Here is a 19108-nt window from a genome sequence, read left to right on the forward strand (position 1 = left end):
GGCGCAGACCATAGGATGGAGCGCATGTCCAGACCCCACGTGCGCCTGCTCGGCCAAGGCATCCGGTACCTGACCACACTGCGCGGCGGCGGCTCCGCCTTCCCCGGCCTCGTGATGGAGCGGCTGCACCCCGGGTTCGTGGCCGAGGAGCTCGCGAAGCTGCCGCACGGCGTGGTGCTCATCAGCGGGACCAACGGCAAGACGACCACCACCAAGATGGCCGTCCAGCTGCTGCGCTCGCAGGGGTACAAGGTCTTCACCAACCGCACGGGCTCCAACTTCGTGCGCGGCGTGGCCGCCGCCCTGCTCGGGGAGATGAGCCTCACCGGCCGCCTCGACGCGGACATCGCGGTGCTCGAGCTCGACGAGGCCCACGCCGTGCACTTCGTCAAGCAGGTCAGGCCGCGCCACGCGCTGCTGCTCAACGTCATGCGCGACCAGCTCGACCGCTTCGGCGAGATCGACACCACCCGGCGGATGCTCGCCCAGATCGCGGCGGCCACCACGGGCACCGTGGTGCTCAACCGGGAGGACCCCCGGATCGTGTCCCTCGCGGAGCACATCCCCGAGGGCACGCAGACCCGCTGGTTCGGGCTGTCCGCGCCGCTGCGACCCCTGTTCCCCTCCGACGACGACATGCGCTCGGCCGGCGGGCCCGACGCCGAGGCCGACCACGAGGTGGAGCTGGCGCCCCGGCCGGCCGCCGACGTGGAGCTGACGTCCTTCGAGGCGAACCGGGTCCGACTGACGGTGGGCGGCGAGTCCGTCGAGACCACCGTGGAGCTCTACGGCGTCTACAACATGTACAACGCGGCGGCCGCGCTGGCGGTGACGCTCGCCGTGGCCGGCCCCGACGCGGACCGCGCCGCGCTGGTGGACGAGCTCTCGCGCGTCACCCCCGCCTTCGGGCGCGGGGAGACCATCACCGTGGACGGCCGGCCGCTGCAGCTGCTGCTCGTGAAGAACCCCGCAGGGTTCCGCCTCTCGCTGGCCTCGGCCCGGCCGGGCGACTACGCCACGATGATCGCCATCAACGACGAGTACGCCGACGGCCGCGACGTCTCCTGGCTGTGGGACGTCGACTTCCACTCCCTGCGCCCGGGCGGCGTGGACGTGGTGGCAGGCACCCGGGCATGGGACATGGCCCTGCGCCTGGACTACGACGAGGTCGCCGTCCGCGAGGTGGTCCCGGGTCTCGGTGACGCCCTGCAGCGCTTCGTCGCCGGGGCCGGGGACCGTCCCATGCGCGTCTTCTGCACCTACACGTCCATGCTCGAGCTGCGCCGGGAGCTGTCCCGCGTGGCCGAGGTCGCCGAGATCTGAGCGGAGCCCCCGTGACCGACCGCACCGTCCACCTCGTCCAGCTCTATCCCCGGGACATGAACATCTACGGGGACTGGGGCAACACCCTCACCCTCAAGCGCCGGCTCGAGAAGTACGGCTACGCCGTGCGGCTGAGCGACCACAACCCCGGGGACCCGTTCCCGCCCGACGCCGACCTCCTCGTGGGCGGCGGCGGCCAGGACTCCGGGCAGTTCCGGGTCCAGGAGGACCTGCAGCGCATCGCCCCCGAGCTGCGGGCCATGGCCGCCGACGGCGTGCCGATGCTCGCGATCTGCGGTCTCTACCAGCTCTTCGGCCACGAGTTCCGCACCGGCGCCGGCGAGACCCTGCCCGGCATCGGGATCCTTGACCTCACCACGGTGGGCGGGCCGACGCGCCTGATCGGCAACATCGTGCTGGAGTCCCCGGAGTTCGGGACCGTCGTCGGCTACGAGAACCACTCCGGGGTCACCCGGCTCGGCCCGGACCAGACGCCGCTGGGCACGGTGGTCAAGGGCGCGGGCAACAACGGCGAGGACGGCACCGAGGGCGCCCGCGTGCACCACGTGGTGGGCTCCTACCTGCACGGGTCGATGCTGCCCAAGAACCCCGCCGTGGCCGACCACCTCATCCGCGCCGCCGTGGAACGACGTCTCGGGGCCTTCGACGCCGCACCGCTGGACGACACCCTGGCCGAGCGGGCCCGGGAGGTCGCGCAGGCCCGGCCCCGCTAGACCCCCCGGCCGGGAACGGGAGCACCCGGTAGAATGGAGCAGAACTTCTCCGGCCCGTCCCGGCCACCGCCGGGGCGGGCCGTGCCGGGACGACGACCGACGCGTCCCGGCCGACCGCGAACGACTTCCCGAGGAGGGACGCATGTCAGGACACTCCAAGTGGGCCACGACCAAGCACAAGAAGGCCGCGATCGACGCCAAGCGCGCGAAGGCCTTCGCCAAGTACATCAAGGGCATCGAGGTGGCCGCGCGCATGGGCGGGCCCGACACCGCGGGCAACCCGGCGCTGGACCTCGCCGTGTCCAAGGCCAAGAAGAACTCGGTGCCGGTGGCGAACATCGACCGTGCGATCAAGCGCGGCGCGGGCCTGACCGGTGAGGTCGTCGACTACACCGAGATCCTCTACGAGGCCCGCGGTCCGCAGGGCACGGCGCTGTACATCGAGTGCCTCACCGACAACAAGAACCGCGCGGCCTCCGAGGTGCGCGTGGCCGTGACCCGCAACGGCGGCACGATGGCCGACTCCGGCTCCGTCGCCTTCCTCTTCGAGCGCAAGGGCGTCGTGGAGGTCACCCGCACCGGCGGGCTGACCGAGGACGACGTCCTCATGGCCGTCCTGGACGCCGGCGCCGACGAGGTCGTGGAGCAGGAGGACGTCTTCGAGGTCGTCTCCGAGGCCACCGACCTGCCCGCGATCCGCGCGGCCCTCGACGAGGCCGGGCTCGAGTACAACAACGACGACCCGCAGTTCCGCCCGAGCATGCTCGTGGAGCTCGACGCCGAGGGCGCCCGGAAGTTCCTGCGCCTGGTCGACGCCGTCGAGGAGCTCGACGACGTGCAGAACGTCTACGCCAACGCGGACATCCCCGCCGAGGTCCTCGCCCAGCTCGACTCCGAGGACTGACCACGGCCACGCAGCGGATCCTCGGGGTCGACCCCGGGCTGACGCGGTGCGGGTTCGGCCTGATCGACATGGCCGGCAACCGCACCGCGTCCTTCGTGGACGTCGGGGTGGCCGGCACGGACGCCGCCGACCCGCTCGACGTGCGCGTGCTGCGGATCTGGGAGGCCACCGAGCGGTGGATCGAGCGGTACCACCCCGACGCCCTCGCCCTGGAGCGGGTGTTCGCCCAGACCAACGTGAACACGGTCATCGGCACCGCCCACGCCTCCGGCGCGGTCATCGCCTCGGCGGCCCGCCACGGCGTGCCGGTGGCCTGGCACACCCCGTCCGAGGTCAAGGCCGCGGTGACGGGGGAGGGGCGCGCCGACAAGGCGTCCGTGGCCCGCATGGTCGTGCGCATCCTCCGGCTCGAGGAGGCGCCCCGGCCCGCCGACGCCGCCGACGCCCTGGCCATCGCCATCTGCCACGGCTGGCGCGGCGGCGGCACGGGTGTGGACGCGACCGCCCGGACCGAGACGCACCAGGGCGCCCGCCCCCTGGCCGCCGCCCGCACCGGCATGACCCCCGCCCAGCGGGCCTGGGCCGAGGCGGAGCACCGCGCCAAGCGGGGCGGGCGCCGCTGAGTCGGTGTCCACTGCTAGAGTGGTCGTCATTCGTAGATCTGTTCGATCGACCGTCCTCGGCCCCCGCCGGGCACGGGAAGGAGTTGCGCGGTGATCGCGTCCATCACGGGACAGGTCGAGCACGTCGGCCTCACCACCGCCGTCGTCGCGGTGGGCGGGTTCGGCGTCCAGGTCCAGGCGACGCCGGAGACCCTGTCCGGCCTGCGGATCGGCGGAGAGGTCCGGCTCGACACGGCGTACGTGGCCCGCAAGGACGAGTCCCCGCTGCTCTTCGGCTTCCGCAGCCCCGCCGAGCGCGAGGTCTTCGAGATCATGCTCGGCGTCAGCGGTGTGGGCCCCCGCACCGCCCTCGCGGTGCTCTCCGTGCTCGGCCCGGACGCCGTCCACCGCGCCATCGCGCAGGGGGACGCCAAGGCGTTCACGACCGTCCCGGGCATCGGCCCCAAGGGCGCCCGCCGGATCGTGCTGGAGCTCGCCGACAAGCTCATCGTCCCGGACCGTCCCGCCCCGCCTGCCGCGGCCCCGATGGAGCCGTGGCGCGCGCAGGTGCTCGAGGCCCTCGTGGGTCTGGGCTGGAACGAGAAGGACGCGGCCCGGGGCATCGCGGACGCCCTCGCCGGCCGGGAGGAGCTTGCCGCCTCCGGCGACGTCCCGACGATCCTGCGCACCGTGCTCGGGTGGCTCGGCGCGGCCAAGGCCGGACCCCGGGTTCCCGCGGAGCGGGGGGTCTGATCGTGGCCCGCGAGGACGGTGCCGCGGTGAACTCCCGGGACCGGCTGGTCTCGGGGGAGGACGAGCCCGACGAGAAGCAGCTCGAGTCGGCGCTGCGGCCCGCGAACCTCGACGAGTTCGTGGGGCAGAAGCGGGTGCGACAGCAGCTGTCCCTCGTGCTCGAGGCCTCGCGGCTGCGGGGCCGCTCCGCCGACCACGTCCTGCTCTCGGGGCCCCCCGGCCTGGGCAAGACGACCCTGGCCATGATCATCGCCGAGGAGATGGGCGCGCCCCTGCGGATCTCCTCCGGCCCGGCCATCCAGCACGCCGGTGACCTCGCCGCGATCCTGTCCTCCCTGACGGAGGGCGAGGTGCTGTTCCTCGACGAGATCCACCGCATGTCCCGGCCCGCCGAGGAGATGCTCTACATGGCGATGGAGGACTTCCGGGTGGACATCGTGGTCGGCAAGGGTGCCGGCGCCACGTCCATCCCGCTGGACCTGCCGCCGTTCACCCTCGTGGGCGCCACCACCCGGGCGGGTCTGCTGCCCGGCCCGCTGCGCGACCGCTTCGGCTTCACCGGCCACCTCGAGTTCTACTCCGTGGCGGAGCTCGAGCTCGTGCTGCGCCGCTCCGCCGGGCTCATGGACCTGGCGATGACCGCGGAGGGCTTCGCCGAGGTCGCCTCCCGGTCCCGGGGCACCCCGCGCATCGCCAACCGGCTGCTGCGCCGGGTTCGGGACTGGGCGCTCGTGCACGGCATCGACCGGATCGACTCCCGCACCTCCTCCGCGGCCCTCGACATGTACGAGGTGGACACCCGCGGCCTCGACCGCCTGGACCGCTCGGTGCTCGAGGCGCTCGTGACGAAGTTCGGCGGCGGCCCGGTGGGCCTGTCCACCCTGGCGATCGCGGTGGGGGAGGAGACCGAGACCGTCGAGACCGTGGCCGAGCCCTATCTGGTCCGCGAGGGCCTGCTCGGCCGGACGCCCCGGGGCCGGATCGCGATGGCCGCGGCCTGGGACCACCTGGGTCTGCGCCCGCCCGAGCACGCCGCGTTCAAGGACCCCGGGCTGCGCGCCGCCTTCGGCGGCACGGCCCCGGCCGCCGCCGAGGACGTCCCGTCCCTGTTCGAGGACTGAGGGCGGCCGCCGTCCCCGGACCCGGGCCGGCTCTCCGGGCGCCGTCCGGGACGCTGAAGGGCTCGATCCCCTACCATGGTGAGGACACCCGCCACCGATCGAACGGAAGTCCGTGAGCCCGCTCCTCCTCGCCCAGTCCCTCCCCGCCCAGGCCGCCCAGCCCACGGGAGGCGGCACCGCCTGGCTGCTGCCCCTGATGCTCGTGGCCATGGTGCTCCTGCTGTGGCTGCCCATGCGCCGGCAGAAGAAGGCCGTGGCCCAGGTCAAGGAGAAGCAGGCGGCCATGGGCCCCGGCACCGAGGTCATGACGAACTACGGCCTCTACGGCACGGTGCGCTCGATCGACCGGGACACCAACAAGGTCGTCCTCGAGATCGCCCCCGGCACCGCCGTGACCGTGCACCTGCAGACCGTCACCACGGTCGTCGAGGACGAGGTGGCCCCCGCCGCCGCCGCTCCCGAGACCCGGGCCGAGGCGTCCGTGATCGAGCCCGACGCCCCCGGCGCCGGGTCGACCCCGGTCGACCCCCTGGACGACGACGCCCGGCGCGATCCCGGGCAGCGCAACGACTGACCCCCCACGCGGGACGACGGGCCGACCGATGGTCGGCCCGTTCCCATGCACAGGCCCGGCCCCACCGGGCCGTTGTTCGTAAGGAAGACCATGGCACTGACCACACGCAAGACCCCCGGTGACCCGGGACCCGCCGCACCGGACGGCCCGTCCGGCCGGGGCGGCTCGACCGCTCCGGCGCGCTCGGGGGTGCGGGCCGCCCTCTCGACGGCGCGCCGGTCCCTGATCGGACTGCTCGTGCTGCTCGCCCTGCTGGCCGGGCTGCTGGCCTGGGGCGCGGGCACGGACCGCGCCGGCTGGGGGCCCAAGCTGGCCCTCGACCTCGAGGGCGGAACGCAGATGATCCTCTCCCCGTCCCTGCAGGGGGAGGACGCGGGCCAGGAGATCACCGCCGAGCAGCTGGACCAGGCCGTGGAGATCATCCGCCAGCGCGTCGACGGCTCGGGCGTGGCGGAGGCGGAGATCGCCACCCAGTCCGGCAGCAACATCGTGGTCTCCATGCCCGGCGTGCCCTCCGCGCAGACCCGGGAGCTCATCCAGACCTCGGCGCAGATGAACTTCCGGCCGGTGCTCACCACCGCCGCCGCGGAGCCGGTGCCCGAGGACCAGCGCGTCGCCGACGACGAGGTGCCCGAGCCCACCGCCGAGCCCACCGACGCCTCCGACCCCAACTGGATCACCCCGGACCTGTTCCGGGAGTTCGAGGAGACCGACTGCACCGTGCCGCAGTCCCCGGAGGAGCGGGAGGCCCAGGACGCCGGCGCGCCCGTCGTCGCCTGCGAGCCCGAGACCGCCACCAAGTACCTCCTGGGCCCGGTCGAGATCCAGGGCACCGGGATCGAGGACGCCTCCTACGGCACGGCCCAGAACTCGCAGGGCGTGTCCCTGAACCAGTTCGCCGTGAACCTGCAGTTCGGCCCCGAGGCCACGGACACGTTCCGGCAGCTCTCCGAGCGGCTCTACGGCATCGGCAGCGCCACGCCCGGCGACCCCCGCAGCCAGTTCGCGATCCTGCTCGACGGCCAGGTGGTCTCCGCCCCGTCGATGAACGCCGTGATCTCCGACGGCCAGGCCCAGATCACGGGCCAGTTCACCGAGGAGCAGGCCAAGTTCCTGGCCGAGCAGCTCAAGTACGGTGCGCTGCCGATGAGCTTCGACATCCAGTCGGAGCAGCAGATCTCCGCGACCCTGGGCGCCGACCAGCTGCGGATGGGCATCATCGCCGGGATCATCGGCCTGGTCCTCGTGTGCGTGTACTCGCTGTTCCAGTACCGGTTGCTGGGCCTCGTGACCATCAGCTCGCTCGTGGTCGCGGGCGTGCTCACCTGGCTGGCGATTACCCTGCTGGGCTGGTCCGCGAACTACCGCCTGTCCCTGGCCGGCGTGGCGGGCCTGATCGTGGCCATCGGCCAGACCGCCGACTCGTTCATCGTCTACTTCGAGCGCATCCGCGACGAGATCCGCAGCGGCCGCTCCATCCCCGCGGCGGTCGACCACGGATGGCAGCGCGCCCGCCAGACCGTGCTCGCGTCCAAGGCCGTGAACCTGCTGGCCGCCGCGGTCCTGTACTTCGTGGCCGTGGGCAACGTGCGCGGCTTCGCCTTCACCCTCGGCCTGACCGCGATCGCCGACCTCCTCGTCGTCTTCCTCTTCACGCACCCTGTGATGGTCATGCTCGCCCGCACCCGCTACTTCGGCGGCGGCGGGAAGCACTCGGGGCTCAGCCCCGAGGCCCTCGACGCGGTGCCCCTGTACCGGGGCGCCGGACGGCTGCGCGAGCCCGGGGCGGAGCACGACGGCCTGACGATCGCCGAGCGGCGCCGGCGTGCGGGACAGACGGCGCCGCAGGACCCCCCGTCCGCGGCAGCACCGGACGGGGCGCCGGTCGGCGCGTCGTCGTCCGCCGCCCGCACCCCCGAGGAGAACGCCTGATGTCCCGGTTCGCAGATTTCGGCAACGCCCTGCACAGCGGGCGCACCTCGTACCCCTTCGTGGCCCGGGCCAAGCAGTGGCTCGCGATCGTGGGCGTCCTCGTGCTGCTCTCACTGCTCGTGCCCGTCGCCAAGGGCGGCTTCAACCTCGGCATCGACTTCACCGGCGGGTCCGAGTTCACCGTGTCCGCCGTGGCCGACCCGGACATCGAGACCGGCCAGCGCGCCGTCGCCGGGTCCTCGGACGCCGCGGAGGTCGAGGTCACCAACATCGCCCCGGAGACCGTCCGGGTGCGCACCGAGCAGCTCGACGACGACCAGACGCTCGCCGTCAAGGACGCCCTGGTCGAGGCCTACGGCGTGAGCGAGGAGGAGGTCACCTCCAACTTCGTGGGCCCCACGTGGGGCGCCGGCGTCACCAGCCAGGCCCTGCGGGGTCTCGTGGTCTTCGTGGTCCTCGCCACCGCCCTGATGGCCCTGTACTTCCGCACCTGGAAGATGTCGGTCTCAGCGATCGCCGGCATGCTCGCCTCGGTGGCGATCACCGCCGGCATCTACTCGCTCGTGGGCTTCGAGGTCACCCCGTCCGCGGTGATCGGCTTCCTCACGGTGCTCAGCTACTCGCTCTACGACTCCGTGGTGGTCTTCGACAAGGTCCGGGAGAACACCGAGGGCCTGCTCGACGGCACCGCCCCGCCGGAGCGGGCCGGACGGAAGTACTCCGACCAGGTGAACCTCGCCGTCAACCAGACCCTGGTGCGCTCGATCAACACCTCCGTGGTGGGCATCCTGCCGGTGGGCTCGATCCTGTTCATCGGCTGGCTCGTCCTGGGCGCGGGCACGCTCAAGGACCTGTCCCTGTCCCTGTTCGTCGGGATCATCGTGGGGACCGCGGCCACCCTGTTCGTGGCCGCGCCCCTCTACGCGCTGCTGCGCCGCGGGGAGCCCGCCATCCAGGAGCAGGAGGCCCGTGCGGGAGCGCCCGCGGAGCGTGCCGCCGAGGAGGCGCTCGCGCACTAGACTGTAGCCACCGTAGGGCGGGCCGTGCAGGAGCGGCCCGCCACAGCAGCACCTGTCGAACCGGATCCGGGCTCGACGACCGGGGCGGCGGCCGCACGGCCGCCGCCCCGCGTGCATCGAATGGGAAGGAAGTGCCGGTCATGAGCTCGTCCGACGACGGGGCCGTCCCCACGGGCCAGGGCGCCGCGCCGACCCCGCCGCGCCGGTCGGACATGGCCGGCACGCACTACGTGGTGCCCGCCTCCCGGCCCCTGCTGGGCCGGGCCGTGTTCCCGGGCCGCAGCGACCGCACCCGGTCGAGCCTGTCCTACCTCTCCGGCCGGCCCATGGACCACTCGCCGATCCTCGAGCCGCTGCTGCACACCGTGCGCGCCACCCACCCCGAGGAGGACCTCGAAGTCCTGCAGCGCGCCTTCAAGGTCGCGGAGAAGTGCCACGAGGGGCAGAAGCGCAAGAGCGGCGACCCCTACATCACGCACCCCGTGGCCGTGACCACGATCCTCGCGGAGCTCGGCATGACGGGCGCCACGCTGGTGGCCGCGCTGCTCCACGACACCGTCGAGGACACGGACTACACCCTCGACCAGCTGCGCGCGGAGTTCGGCGACGAGGTCGCCGCCCTCGTGGACGGCGTGACGAAGCTGGACAAGGTCCAGTACGGGGACGCCGCGCAGGCCGAGACCGTCCGCAAGATGATCGTGGCGATGGCCAAGGACATCCGCGTGCTCGTCATCAAGCTCGCCGACCGCCTGCACAACGCCCGCACCTGGCGCTTCGTCTCCCAGAGCTCCTCCTCGAAGAAGGCCCGCGAGACCCTCGAGATCTTCGCCCCGCTGGCCCACCGGCTCGGCATGAACACCATCAAGTGGGAGCTCGAGGACCTCGCCTTCGCGGCGCTCTACCCCAAGGTGTACGAGGAGATCGTGCGGATGGTGGGCGAGCGCCAGCCCCAGCGCGAGCGGTCGCTGGCCAAGATCCGGGAGCGGATCGCCCAGGATCTCTCGGAGGCGGGCATCGAGGCGACCATCACCGGCCGGCCCAAGCACTACTACTCGATCTACCAGAAGATGATCGTGCGCGGGAAGGACTTCGACGAGATCCAGGACCTGCAGGCGGTGCGGGTCCTGGTGAACACGGTGCGCGAGTGCTACGCGGCGCTGGGCGCCCTGCACGCGCGGTGGCGGCCGCTGCCGGGGCGGTTCAAGGACTACATCGCCATGCCGAAGTTCAACATGTACCAGTCCCTGCACACCACGGTGATCGGCCCGGACGGGCGCCCCGTGGAGATCCAGATCCGCACCCACGAGATGCACCGCCGCGCCGAGTACGGCGTGGCCGCGCACTGGAAGTACAAGGACCAGGCCAACCAGGCGAACTCCGCGACTCCGAAGGCCATGGAGGGGGACCTCGCCTGGCTCAGCTCGCTGGTGTCCTGGCAGGAGGAGACCCAGGACTCCTCCGAGTTCCTCGACTCCCTGCGCTACCAGATCAACACGTCCGAGGTGTACGTCTTCACCCCCAAGGGCGAGGTCATGGCCCTGCCCGCCGGCTCCACGCCCGTGGACTTCGCCTACGCCGTGCACACCGAGGTGGGGCACAAGACCATCGGGGCCCGGGTGAACGGCAAGCTCGTGCCGCTGTCCTCGGAGCTGCAGCACGGTGACTGGGTGGAGGTGCTCACCTCCAAGTCCGAGCACGCCGGGCCCTCGCAGGACTGGCTGAAGTTCGTGCAGTCCCCGCGGGCCCGCAACAAGATCCGGCAGTGGTTCTCCAAGGAGCGCCGCGAGGAGGCCATCGAGAAGGGCAAGGACGCGCTCACCCGCGCCCTGCGCAAGCACCACCTGCCGCTGCAGCGCACGCTCACCCAGGAGTCCCTGCTCGCGGTGGCCCAGGACTTCCACCGCACCGACATCAGCTCCCTCTACGAGGCGATCGGCTCCGACGTGGTCAGCGCCCAGGACGTGGTCGCGAAGATCGTGGGCGACCTCGGCGGGGCCGACGGCGCGGAGGAGGACTTCGCGGAGACCACGATCGCCACCCAGCCGGTGCGCCCGCGCGTGTCCGACTCCGGGGTGACGGTCCAGGGCGCCTCGGACGTCTACGTCAAGCTCGCCCGCTGCTGCACCCCGGTGCCGCCGGACGAGATCATGGGTTTCGTGACCCGTGGCGCCGGCATCTCCGTGCACCGCAAGGACTGCGCCAACATGCTCGCCCTCACCTCCACCGAGCGAGTGGTCGAGGTCGAGTGGGCGCCCACCCAGTCCAGCGTGTACCTGGTGGAGATCCAGGTGGAGGCCCTCGACCGCAAGTCCCTGCTCTCGGACGTCACCCGGGTGCTCTCCGAGAACCACGTCAACATCCTTTCCGCCTCCGTGCACACCTCGAAGTCGCGGCTGGCGATCTCCCGCTTCGCCTTCGAGATGGGGGACCCGCGCTACCTGGACCACGTGCTCAACCAGGTCCGCCGCATCGACGGGGTGTACGACGTCTACCGCACCTCGGGCAACCGGCCCATCTCGGAGCCGTCCGGCCGGTGAGCCGCCCGGCCGCCCGCATCACCGGAGGGGGCGGCCGACGGCCCGGGCGGCACGGCGGACCCGCAGCAGCGCCGCCTGCCGGCCGGGCATCCGCTCGAAGCTCTCGAGCGCGGTCTGCACCAGCGGGGGCGGGCAGTGCAGGTGCGGGGCGTGCATGAGCTTCTCCAGGGCCGCGATCCCCTCCCGTCCCGGCACGTGCAGGGCCAGGTCCACGGCGGTGCGCAGCGGCGTGGTGACGTGCACGGGCCCGGCGTCGTGGACGTCATAGCCGCCCAGCGTGACCTGGTGCAGCGCCAGACCCTCGGGCACCGGGGACATCGTGGTGCGGCGCAGCTTGTCCAGCAGCACCGGCAGGATGCTGGGGCGCCCGGCGCAGTCGTAGAACCACGCAGCGGAGAGCCGCCCGAGCACCCCGCGCCGCAGCAGGTGCGGAGGCAGCTGTGCCTCCAGCGCCGCGATCTTGACCGCCCGGGTCACCGGGCGCCCGCGCAGCACGTGCGCCTCCAGCACCACGGGCACGAGCACCCCGTCCGTGACCAGGGCGGAGAGCTCGACGCGCGAGAAGGGCCGCGCGGGCAGGAACAGGGTGTCGGGGTGCCAGGGCGGGGCGTCCATGAGCCCACTCTGACCCGCGGCCGCGGCACGGGAAAGGCCCCGCGGCGCGCTGTGGACAGCGCGGCCGCGGGGCCCTCCCGTGCGTCCCCGGTCAGCGCAGGTCCGCCGCCGAACGGCGCAGCGTCTCGAGCCACTGGCGGCTGGTGGCGAGCTCGCCCTCCAGCTTGGCCGCGCGCTTGGTGTCCCCGGTGGCCTGGGCCCGGGCCAGCGCGTCCTCCTGGTCCTCGATCTTCGACTCGAGCTGCGTGAGCATCGAGTTGGACCGGGCCTTGGTCTCCGGGTTGGAGCGCTGCCACTTCTCGTCCTCGACCTGCCGCACGGCGTCCTCCACCGTGCGCAGCTCGGCCTCCACCCGGCGCATGTGGGCGCGCGGGACCTTCCCCGCCTGCTCCCACCGGTCCAGGATGTCGCCCAGCGCCCGCTTGGCGGCCTTGAGGTCCGTGACCGGCAGCAGCGCCTTCGCCTCGGCGAGCAGCTGCTCCTTCACGGCGAGGTTGCCCTCGAACTCCTCGTCGATCCGGTCGTTGTCGGCCTTGCGCGCCGCGAAGAAGGTGTCCTGGGCGGCACGGAACCGCGCCCACAGGGCGTCGTCGTCCTTCTTGGACGCACGCTTGGACTCCTTCCACCGGTCCATCAGGCGGCGGTACTCCGCGGCCGTGGCGCCCCAGTCGGTGGAGCCGGACAAGGCCTCCGCCTCGGCGATGAGGGCCTCCTTGGCCTTCTTCGCCTCGGAGTTGTCGGCGTCCAGCTGCGAGAAGAACGCGCGGCGGTGCCGGTCGAACGTGGTGCGTGCGGTGCGGAACCGCTTCCACAGGGCGTCCTCCGCGGCCCGGCCCAGCCGGATGCCGGACTTCTGGTGGGTCTTCCACTGGTCGAAGAGCTCCGCCATCCGGGCCGACGACTGCTTCCACTGCGTCCGCTGCGGGTCCTGGGCGGCGATCTGCTCCGCCTCCGCGACGATCGCCTCCCGCGCCGCGACGTTCTGCGCGCGCTCCGCCTCGTGGGCGGCCCGCTCGGCGGCCTCCAGGTCCCGGATCGCCGGGCGCAGGGCCTCCAGACGGGACTCGAGGGCCTTGACGTCCCCGAGCATCTTGCGCTGGCCGACCTGCTCGGCGAGGTGGTCCACCGTGCTCTGCATGTCCGCCGAGGGCGCGCCCGCGGCCACCCGCTGCTCGAGCAGCGCCACCTGGGCCTCGACGTCGTCGAACTTCCGGGCGAAGTAGCCCAGCGCCTCGTCCTCGGTCGCGTCCGGGAACTGGCCGCAGAGGACCTCCTCGCCGTCGACGACCACGTAGACGTGGCCGTCCTCCGTGACCCGCCCGAAGGCCCGGGCGCGGGCCACGGACTCCGGGGAGGCGAGGGCCGGCGCCGCCGCCGGAGGCGCCGCGGGGGCCGGGGCCGCCGCCGGAGTCGCGGGCGGCTGGACCGCTGCGGGCGTGGGAGCCGGACCGGGGGAGGCCTGTGCCGGCGCCGCCGGGGCCCCCGGCCTGGGGGCCCCCGGCTTCGGCACGGGCCCCGGGGTGGGGACGGGGCGGGGCGTGGGCTGGTCGTCGGATTCGAGACGTTCTGTCACCGCTGAAACTCTTTCGCTCTCGCCGGCGGCGCCCCCGGGAACGTGCCCGGCGTCGTCGCCCGGCTTCGGACAATCGTCTGCCCCATACTACCGAGACCACCTCCTCCGGCTGCCGAGCGCCCACCCGGCCCCCCTGCGTGCCGACGTGCGCCCGCCCGGCCGGTGGGCCGGGCGGAGGTCCGGCTCCGGCCGGGGCTTTGGGCCGCGCGCACGCAGATCCCTAGGATGAGTGCGGAACCGTCGGGCCCGTCCGGGCCGGCCGTCCCCCGTTCCGCCGCCGATCCACTCGAGGAGCACGTCCCCATGGCCCGCAAGATCTCCCTGTCCGGTTTCCCCGAATGGCTTCCGGAGGAGCGTCTGGTCGAGCTGCACGTCCTCGACGTCCTGCGGGAGAGCTTCGAGCTGCACGGCTTCTCCTCGATCGAGACCCGCGCCGTCGAGACGGTCGGGCAGCTGCTGCGCAAGGGCGAGATCGACAAGGAGGTCTACGTCGTCTCCCGCCTGCAGGAGGACGAGGACGCCGCCCCCGCCGAGCGCGGCGACGACCAGCTGGCGCTGCACTTCGACCTCACCGTGCCCTTCGCCCGGTACGTGGTGGAGAACGGCGGGCACCTCGCCTTCCCGTTCCGCCGCTACCAGATCCAGAAGGTGTGGCGCGGCGAGCGCCCCCAGGAGGGCCGGGCCCGCGAGTTCACCCAGGCCGACATCGACGTGGTGGGCGACGGCACGCTGCCGTTCCGCTACGACGTGGAGCTCGCGCTCGTGATGATCGACGCCCTGTCCAAGCTGCCCATCCCGCCGTTCGTGCTGCGCGTCAACAACCGCAAGCTCGCCGAGGGGTTCTACCAGGGCATCGGGCTGCAGGACACCGCCGGGGTGCTGCGCAACATCGACAAGCTCGAGAAGATCGGCCCCGAGCGGGTCGCCCAGGCCCTGTGCGACGAGGCCGGCGCCACCCCCGAGCAGGCGCAGGCCGCGCTGCAGCTGGCGGCGATCCGCACCGAGGACACCTCCTTCGTGGACCGGGTCCGCGCCCTCGGGGTGAACACCCAGCTGCTCGAGGAGGGGCTGCGCGAGCTCGCCGAGGTGGTGGGGGAAGCCTCCCGCCGCGCCCCCGGCACGGTGGTCGCCGACCTCTCGATCGCCCGCGGCCTCGACTACTACACCGGCACCGTCTACGAGACCGTGCTCGTGGGCCACGAGCAGCTGGGCTCCGTGTGCTCCGGCGGCCGGTACGAGTCCCTCGCGTCCACCGGCAAGAAGACCTACCCGGGCGTGGGCCTGTCCGTGGGCGTCACCCGGCTGGTCACGCGCATGCTGTCCCAGGGGATGGCCGCGCCCTCCCGCAAGGTCCCCACCGCCGTGCTGGTCTCGCTGGTGGACGAGGAGTCCTGGTCCCCGGCCCAGGACGTGGCCCAGCAGCTGCGCGAGCGCGGCATCGCGTGCGAGGTCTCTGCGAGCGCTGCGAAGTTCGGCAAGCAGATCAAGTACGCCGAGCGCCGCGGCATCCCCTACGTGTGGTTCACGGTCCGCGGCGAGGACGGGACGCTCTCCCACGAGGTCAAGGACATCCGCTCCGGCGAGCAGGTCCCCGCCGACCCGGCCTCCTGGACCCCGCCGGCCGAGGACCTGCGCCCGGTCGTGCGAGCCGCAGGGTCCTGACCCGCTCGCCCGTCCGGTCCGGAATCACCGAGCCCCCACCCTCCGACCGCCCATTCCGCCCATTCCGCCGAGTCCCCAGTCCCGTTCCGTTTCCCCCGACTTCTTCTGGGGAATTGCGGCGGAAGTGGGGACTCGGCGCCGGTGGCGTCGAGAGGCTGGGGGCTCGGCGCGTGATGGTGGCACGAGGTGGGGGACTCGGCGCGGGCGGCGTCCAGTTGTGGGGGCTCGGCGCCGGTGGCGTCGAGAGGTGGGGGACTCGGCGCGGGCGGCGTCCAGTTGTGGGGGCTCGGCCGGGATGGTGATGGGGGGGGTGGGGGCTCGGCGGTAGGAGTGACCGGGAAGGTGGGGGCTCGGCCCGGGGTGAGGGCTCGGCGGTCGAGCTGGGGGAGCAGGGGTCAGCGTCGCCTTGCCAGGACCACGGCGCGCCCGGCCAGGCCCACGGCGAAGACCCCGAGCATGGTGACCACCGACTGCCACGGCAGCGTGAACGCCAGCACCAGGCAGCCGGCCAGCCCGAGCGCGTTGACCGCCCGCGGCGCCCACCCCGGCCGCTGCCGCAGCGTGAGCGCCGAGAGGTTGGCCAGCGCGTAGTAGACGAGCACCCCGAAGCTCGAGAACGCGATGACCGTGCGCACGTCCCCGACCAGCACGAGCGCCACCACGAGCCCGGCCACCGCCAGCTCCGCCGCCCACGGCACCCGGTGCCCCCGCGACACCGCGCCCAGCGGCCCCGGGAGGTCCTGCTCGCGGGCCATGGCCAGGGCGGTGCGCGAGATCCCGGCGACCAGCGCCAGCAGCGCCCCCAGCGTGGCCAGGGCGGTGGCCGCGGTGACGACGACGGCGCCGGCGGTCGCCGGCCCGGCCGCCCAGCCGGCCTCCCGCACCACCGTCAGGAGCGGGGCGGCCGACGCCGCCAGCCGGTCGACGCCGAGGAAGCGCAGCAGCCCGAGGCCGAGCAGCCCGTAGAGCAGCAGCGTGAACGCCAGCGCCCCCAGCACGGCCCGGGGGATGGTGCGGGCCGGGTCCCGGACCTCCTCGCCCATCGTGGCCACGCGGGCGTAGCCGGCGAAGGCGAAGAAGAGGGTGCCCGCCGCCGGCAGCACACCCCAGGCGGTGCCGTCCCACACCGCGGCCGTCGCCCCGGAGGACCCGCCCCATCCGGTCCCGCCCGCCGCGGGCCCGGTGCCCGCGAACAGCAGGACCACCAGGGCCAGCAGGACCACGAGCACCGGGGCGACCAGCAGTTTCGTCAGCCGGGCGGTGCGGGTGACCCCGCCCAGGTTCACCGCCGTGAGACCGAGGACGGCGGCCACGGCGAGCAGCCGTGCCCCGGCGTCGTCGGCCCCCGTGAGCTCCGCGGCGTAGAGGCCGAAGGTCAGCGCCATCGCCGCCGCGGACGCGGTCTTGCCGGTCACGAAGCCCCAGCCGGCCACGAACCCGGGCCACGGTCCCAGCTGCCGGTTCGCGTAGACGTAGGTGCCGCCGGACGCGGGGTGGACGGCGGCCAGCTGGGCGGTGGAGGTCGCGTTGCACCACGCGACCACCGCGGCCAGCAGCAGGGCGAGCGGCAGCCACGGGCCGGCGAACGCCGCGGCCGGGGCGAAGGCCACGAACACCCCCGCCCCGACCATGGAGCCCACGCCGATCACGGTCGCGTCGAGGGCGCCCAGGCGGCGGGCGAGGGCCGGGTGGCCGGGGGAGGTGGTCATGGGCGTCCTGTCGTCGTCCCGGTGCCGGAGGACCGGGCTGTAAACTCGTCTCTCGGAACGAGAGTAGGGGCACCGGGGAAACACCGGGTCAACGCGCGAGACGCGCGGCCCCGTCCGCACCTCCCGAACAACGAAGGGTTTTTCAGTGCTGCGCACCCACAACCTCGGCGCCCTGCGCGCCGAGCACATCGGAGAGACCGTCACGCTGGCCGGCTGGGTCGGCCGGCGCCGCGACCACGGAGGGGTGGCCTTCCTGGACCTGCGCGACGCCTCCGGGATCGCCCAGATCGTGGTGCGCGACGAGGCGGACTTCCACCACCTGCGCAACGAGTTCGTCCTGCAGGTCTCCGGCACCGTGGAGCGCCGCCCCGAGGGCAACGAGAACCCGGCGCTGGCCACCGGCGAGGTCGAGGTGATGGCCGAGACCGTGACCGTGCTCAACACCGCCGCCGCGCTGCCCTTCCAGATCGACGAGCACGTGGAGGTCGGCGAGGACGCCCGGCTGCGGCACCGCTACCTGGACCTGCGCCGACCCGAGCCGGCCCGCATCATGCGCCTGCGCTCCGACGCCAACCGGGTGGCCCGCGAGATGCTGCACGAGGACGGGTTCACCGAGGTGGAGACGCCCACGCTGACCCGCTCCACCCCCGAGGGCGCCCGCGACTTCGTGGTCCCGGCCCGCCTGGCCCCGGGCTCCTGGTACGCCTTGCCGCAGTCCCCGCAGCTGTTCAAGCAGCTGCTGCAGGTCGGCGGGATCGAGAAGTACTACCAGATCGCCCGCTGCTACCGGGACGAGGACTTCCGCGCCGACCGCCAGCCAGAGTTCACCCAGCTCGACATCGAGGCCTCCTTCGTGGAGCAGGACGACGTCATCGCCCTCGGCGAGCGCATCGTGGCCGCCCTGTGGAAGCTCATCGACGTGGAGATCCCCACCCCCATCCGCCGGATGACCTACGCGGAGGCCATGGCCAAGTACGGCTCCGACAAGCCGGACCTGCGCTTCGGCCTCGAGCTCACCGAGCTGACCGAGTACTTCCAGGACACCACCTTCCGCGTGTTCAAGGCCCCGTACGTGGGCGCCGTGGTCATGCCGGGCGGGGCCTCCCAGCCCCGCCGCACCCTGGATGCCTGGCAGGAGTGGGCCAAGCAGCGCGGCGCCAAGGGCCTGGCCTACGTGCTCGTCGGCGAGGACGGCGCCCTGACCGGGCCGGTGGCCAAGAACATCACCGAGGCCGAGCGCGAGGGCCTCGCCGCCGCGACCGGCGCGCAGCCCGGGGACTGCATCTTCTTCGCCGCCGGCGAGAAGAAGTCCTCCCGCGCGCTGCTCGGCGCGGCCCGCGTGGAGATCGGCCACCGCACCGGGCTGATCGACGAGGACGCGTGGGCGTTCGTGTGGATCGTGGACGCGCCCCTGTTCGAGTCCGCGGCCGAGGCCGTCGAGTCCGGCGACGTCGCCGTGGGCGCCGGCCAGTGGACCGCCGTCCACCACGCGTTCACCTCGCCCAAGCCCGAGTTCCTGGACACCTTCGACCAGGACCCCGAGCACGCGCTGGCCTACGCCTACGACATCGTGTGCAACGGCAACGAGATCGGCGGCGGCTCCATCCGCATCCACCAGCAGGACGTGCAGCGGCGGGTCTTCGAGGTCATGGGCATCGGCCGGAAGGAGGCCGACGAGAAGTTCGGGTTCCTGCTCGAGGGCTTCAAGTACGGCGCGCCCCCGCACGGCGGCATCGCCTTCGGCTGGGACCGCGTGGTCGCCCTGCTCGCCGGCACCGACTCCATCCGCGAGGTCATCGCGTTCCCGAAGACCGGCAACGGCTTCGACCCGCTGACCGCCGCGCCGGCGCCGATCACCCCCCAGCAGCGCAAGGAGGCCGGGGTGGACGCCAAGCCCGAGGCCCGGACCGGGGCCGCGTCCGGCACCGAGGCCGACGCCGAGGCGCAGTCCGGGGACCGGGGGAAGAAGCCGGTCGACGCCTGATCCGTCAGCGGTACCCCGCGAGGGCCGGGTCCGGGTCGTGCACGACGACGACGACGGGCCCGGCCC

15 protein-coding genes are annotated in these 19108 nt (G+C 73.1%); 12 read left to right on the forward strand and 3 right to left on the reverse strand.

Annotated features, from left to right (window positions below):
- Positions 1-15: 15 nt before the first annotated feature.
- From ACFYE3_RS04140 to ACFYE3_RS04185, 10 genes are all read left to right on the forward strand, one after another.
- Positions 16-1323 (forward strand): Mur ligase family protein, encoded by a 1308-nt coding sequence (locus tag ACFYE3_RS04140; protein ID WP_387606296.1) that lies wholly within the window; start codon positions 16-18, stop codon positions 1321-1323.
- Positions 1324-1334: 11 nt separating this feature from the next.
- The gene (locus tag ACFYE3_RS04145; RefSeq protein ID WP_387606298.1) at positions 1335-2057 is read left to right on the forward strand and encodes a type 1 glutamine amidotransferase; all 723 of its coding nucleotides are present in this window, start codon (positions 1335-1337) and stop codon (positions 2055-2057) included.
- 142 nt (positions 2058-2199) lie between these two features.
- Positions 2200-2961, forward strand: coding sequence for a YebC/PmpR family DNA-binding transcriptional regulator (locus ACFYE3_RS04150; RefSeq protein ID WP_368831397.1), 762 nt, complete (start codon positions 2200-2202; stop codon positions 2959-2961).
- On the forward strand, positions 2958-3584 hold the full coding sequence (gene ruvC / locus ACFYE3_RS04155; RefSeq protein ID WP_368831462.1) for a crossover junction endodeoxyribonuclease RuvC: 627 nt from the start codon (positions 2958-2960) through the stop codon (positions 3582-3584). The genes ACFYE3_RS04150 and ruvC overlap by 4 nt, the downstream gene beginning before the upstream one ends.
- 90 nt (positions 3585-3674) lie before the next feature.
- On the forward strand, positions 3675-4316 hold the full coding sequence (gene ruvA / locus ACFYE3_RS04160; protein WP_387606300.1) for a Holliday junction branch migration protein RuvA: 642 nt from the start codon (positions 3675-3677) through the stop codon (positions 4314-4316).
- A gap of 2 nt (positions 4317-4318) precedes the next feature.
- Complete coding sequence (gene ruvB / locus ACFYE3_RS04165; protein ID WP_387606302.1) at positions 4319-5437, forward strand: Holliday junction branch migration DNA helicase RuvB; 1119 nt, start codon at positions 4319-4321, stop codon at positions 5435-5437.
- A 112-nt stretch (positions 5438-5549) separates the two neighbouring features.
- Positions 5550-6011: a preprotein translocase subunit YajC gene (gene yajC / locus ACFYE3_RS04170; protein WP_387606304.1), complete on the forward strand. Its 462-nt coding sequence runs from the start codon at positions 5550-5552 to the stop codon at positions 6009-6011.
- Positions 6012-6101: 90 nt separating this feature from the next.
- Positions 6102-7943, forward strand: coding sequence for a protein translocase subunit SecD (gene secD, locus ACFYE3_RS04175; RefSeq protein WP_387606306.1), 1842 nt, complete (start codon positions 6102-6104; stop codon positions 7941-7943).
- Positions 7943-8962 (forward strand): protein translocase subunit SecF, encoded by a 1020-nt coding sequence (secF, locus tag ACFYE3_RS04180; RefSeq protein WP_387606308.1) that lies wholly within the window; start codon positions 7943-7945, stop codon positions 8960-8962. The genes secD and secF overlap by 1 nt, the downstream gene beginning before the upstream one ends.
- Positions 8963-9102: 140 nt before the next feature.
- Complete coding sequence (locus ACFYE3_RS04185; RefSeq protein ID WP_387606310.1) at positions 9103-11499, forward strand: RelA/SpoT family protein; 2397 nt, start codon at positions 9103-9105, stop codon at positions 11497-11499.
- 18 nt (positions 11500-11517) lie between these two features.
- On the opposite strand, the gene ACFYE3_RS04190 is transcribed toward ACFYE3_RS04185, so the two are convergent.
- Both ACFYE3_RS04190 and ACFYE3_RS04195 read right to left on the reverse strand, forming a co-directional pair.
- Positions 11518-12114, reverse strand: coding sequence for a hypothetical protein (locus ACFYE3_RS04190; protein ID WP_387606312.1), 597 nt, complete (start codon positions 12112-12114; stop codon positions 11518-11520).
- Between the two features lie 91 nt (positions 12115-12205).
- A complete protein-coding gene (locus tag ACFYE3_RS04195; RefSeq protein ID WP_387606315.1) occupies positions 12206-13687 on the reverse strand; it encodes a DUF349 domain-containing protein in 1482 nt (493 codons plus the stop codon).
- A gap of 303 nt (positions 13688-13990) precedes the next feature.
- Between ACFYE3_RS04195 and hisS the strand changes: the two genes are divergently transcribed.
- Entirely contained in the window at positions 13991-15349 is a 1359-nt protein-coding gene (gene hisS, locus ACFYE3_RS04200) for a histidine--tRNA ligase (RefSeq protein WP_387606318.1), read from the forward strand.
- Between the two features lie 395 nt (positions 15350-15744).
- On the opposite strand, the gene ACFYE3_RS04205 is transcribed toward hisS, so the two are convergent.
- A complete protein-coding gene (locus ACFYE3_RS04205; RefSeq protein WP_387606320.1) occupies positions 15745-17058 on the reverse strand; it encodes an APC family permease in 1314 nt (437 codons plus the stop codon).
- A gap of 145 nt (positions 17059-17203) precedes the next feature.
- Between ACFYE3_RS04205 and aspS the strand changes: the two genes are divergently transcribed.
- Positions 17204-19042, forward strand: coding sequence for an aspartate--tRNA ligase (gene aspS / locus ACFYE3_RS04210; protein WP_387606322.1), 1839 nt, complete (start codon positions 17204-17206; stop codon positions 19040-19042).
- Positions 19043-19108: the final 66 nt, after the last annotated feature.

The organism is Kocuria arenosa (assembly GCF_042879215.1).
In the GTDB taxonomy this organism is placed as follows: Bacteria; Actinomycetota; Actinomycetes; order Actinomycetales; family Micrococcaceae; genus Kocuria; species Kocuria arenosa.

What these genes read in the sequence shown, in the direction of transcription:
- ACFYE3_RS04190 (WP_387606312.1), bottom strand. Translation starts at nt 12,114, where the DNA reads ATGGACGCCCCGCCCTGGCACCCCGACACCCTGTTCCTGCCCGCGCGG.
- hisS (WP_387606318.1), top strand. Translation starts at nt 13,991, where the DNA reads ATGGCCCGCAAGATCTCCCTGTCCGGTTTCCCCGAATGGCTTCCGGAG.
- ACFYE3_RS04140 (WP_387606296.1), top strand. Translation starts at nt 16, where the DNA reads ATGGAGCGCATGTCCAGACCCCACGTGCGCCTGCTCGGCCAAGGCATC.
- secD (WP_387606306.1), top strand. Translation starts at nt 6,102, where the DNA reads ATGGCACTGACCACACGCAAGACCCCCGGTGACCCGGGACCCGCCGCA.
- ACFYE3_RS04185 (WP_387606310.1), top strand. Translation starts at nt 9,103, where the DNA reads ATGAGCTCGTCCGACGACGGGGCCGTCCCCACGGGCCAGGGCGCCGCG.
- ACFYE3_RS04205 (WP_387606320.1), bottom strand. Translation starts at nt 17,058, where the DNA reads ATGACCACCTCCCCCGGCCACCCGGCCCTCGCCCGCCGCCTGGGCGCC.
- secF (WP_387606308.1), top strand. Translation starts at nt 7,943, where the DNA reads ATGTCCCGGTTCGCAGATTTCGGCAACGCCCTGCACAGCGGGCGCACC.
- ACFYE3_RS04150 (WP_368831397.1), top strand. Translation starts at nt 2,200, where the DNA reads ATGTCAGGACACTCCAAGTGGGCCACGACCAAGCACAAGAAGGCCGCG.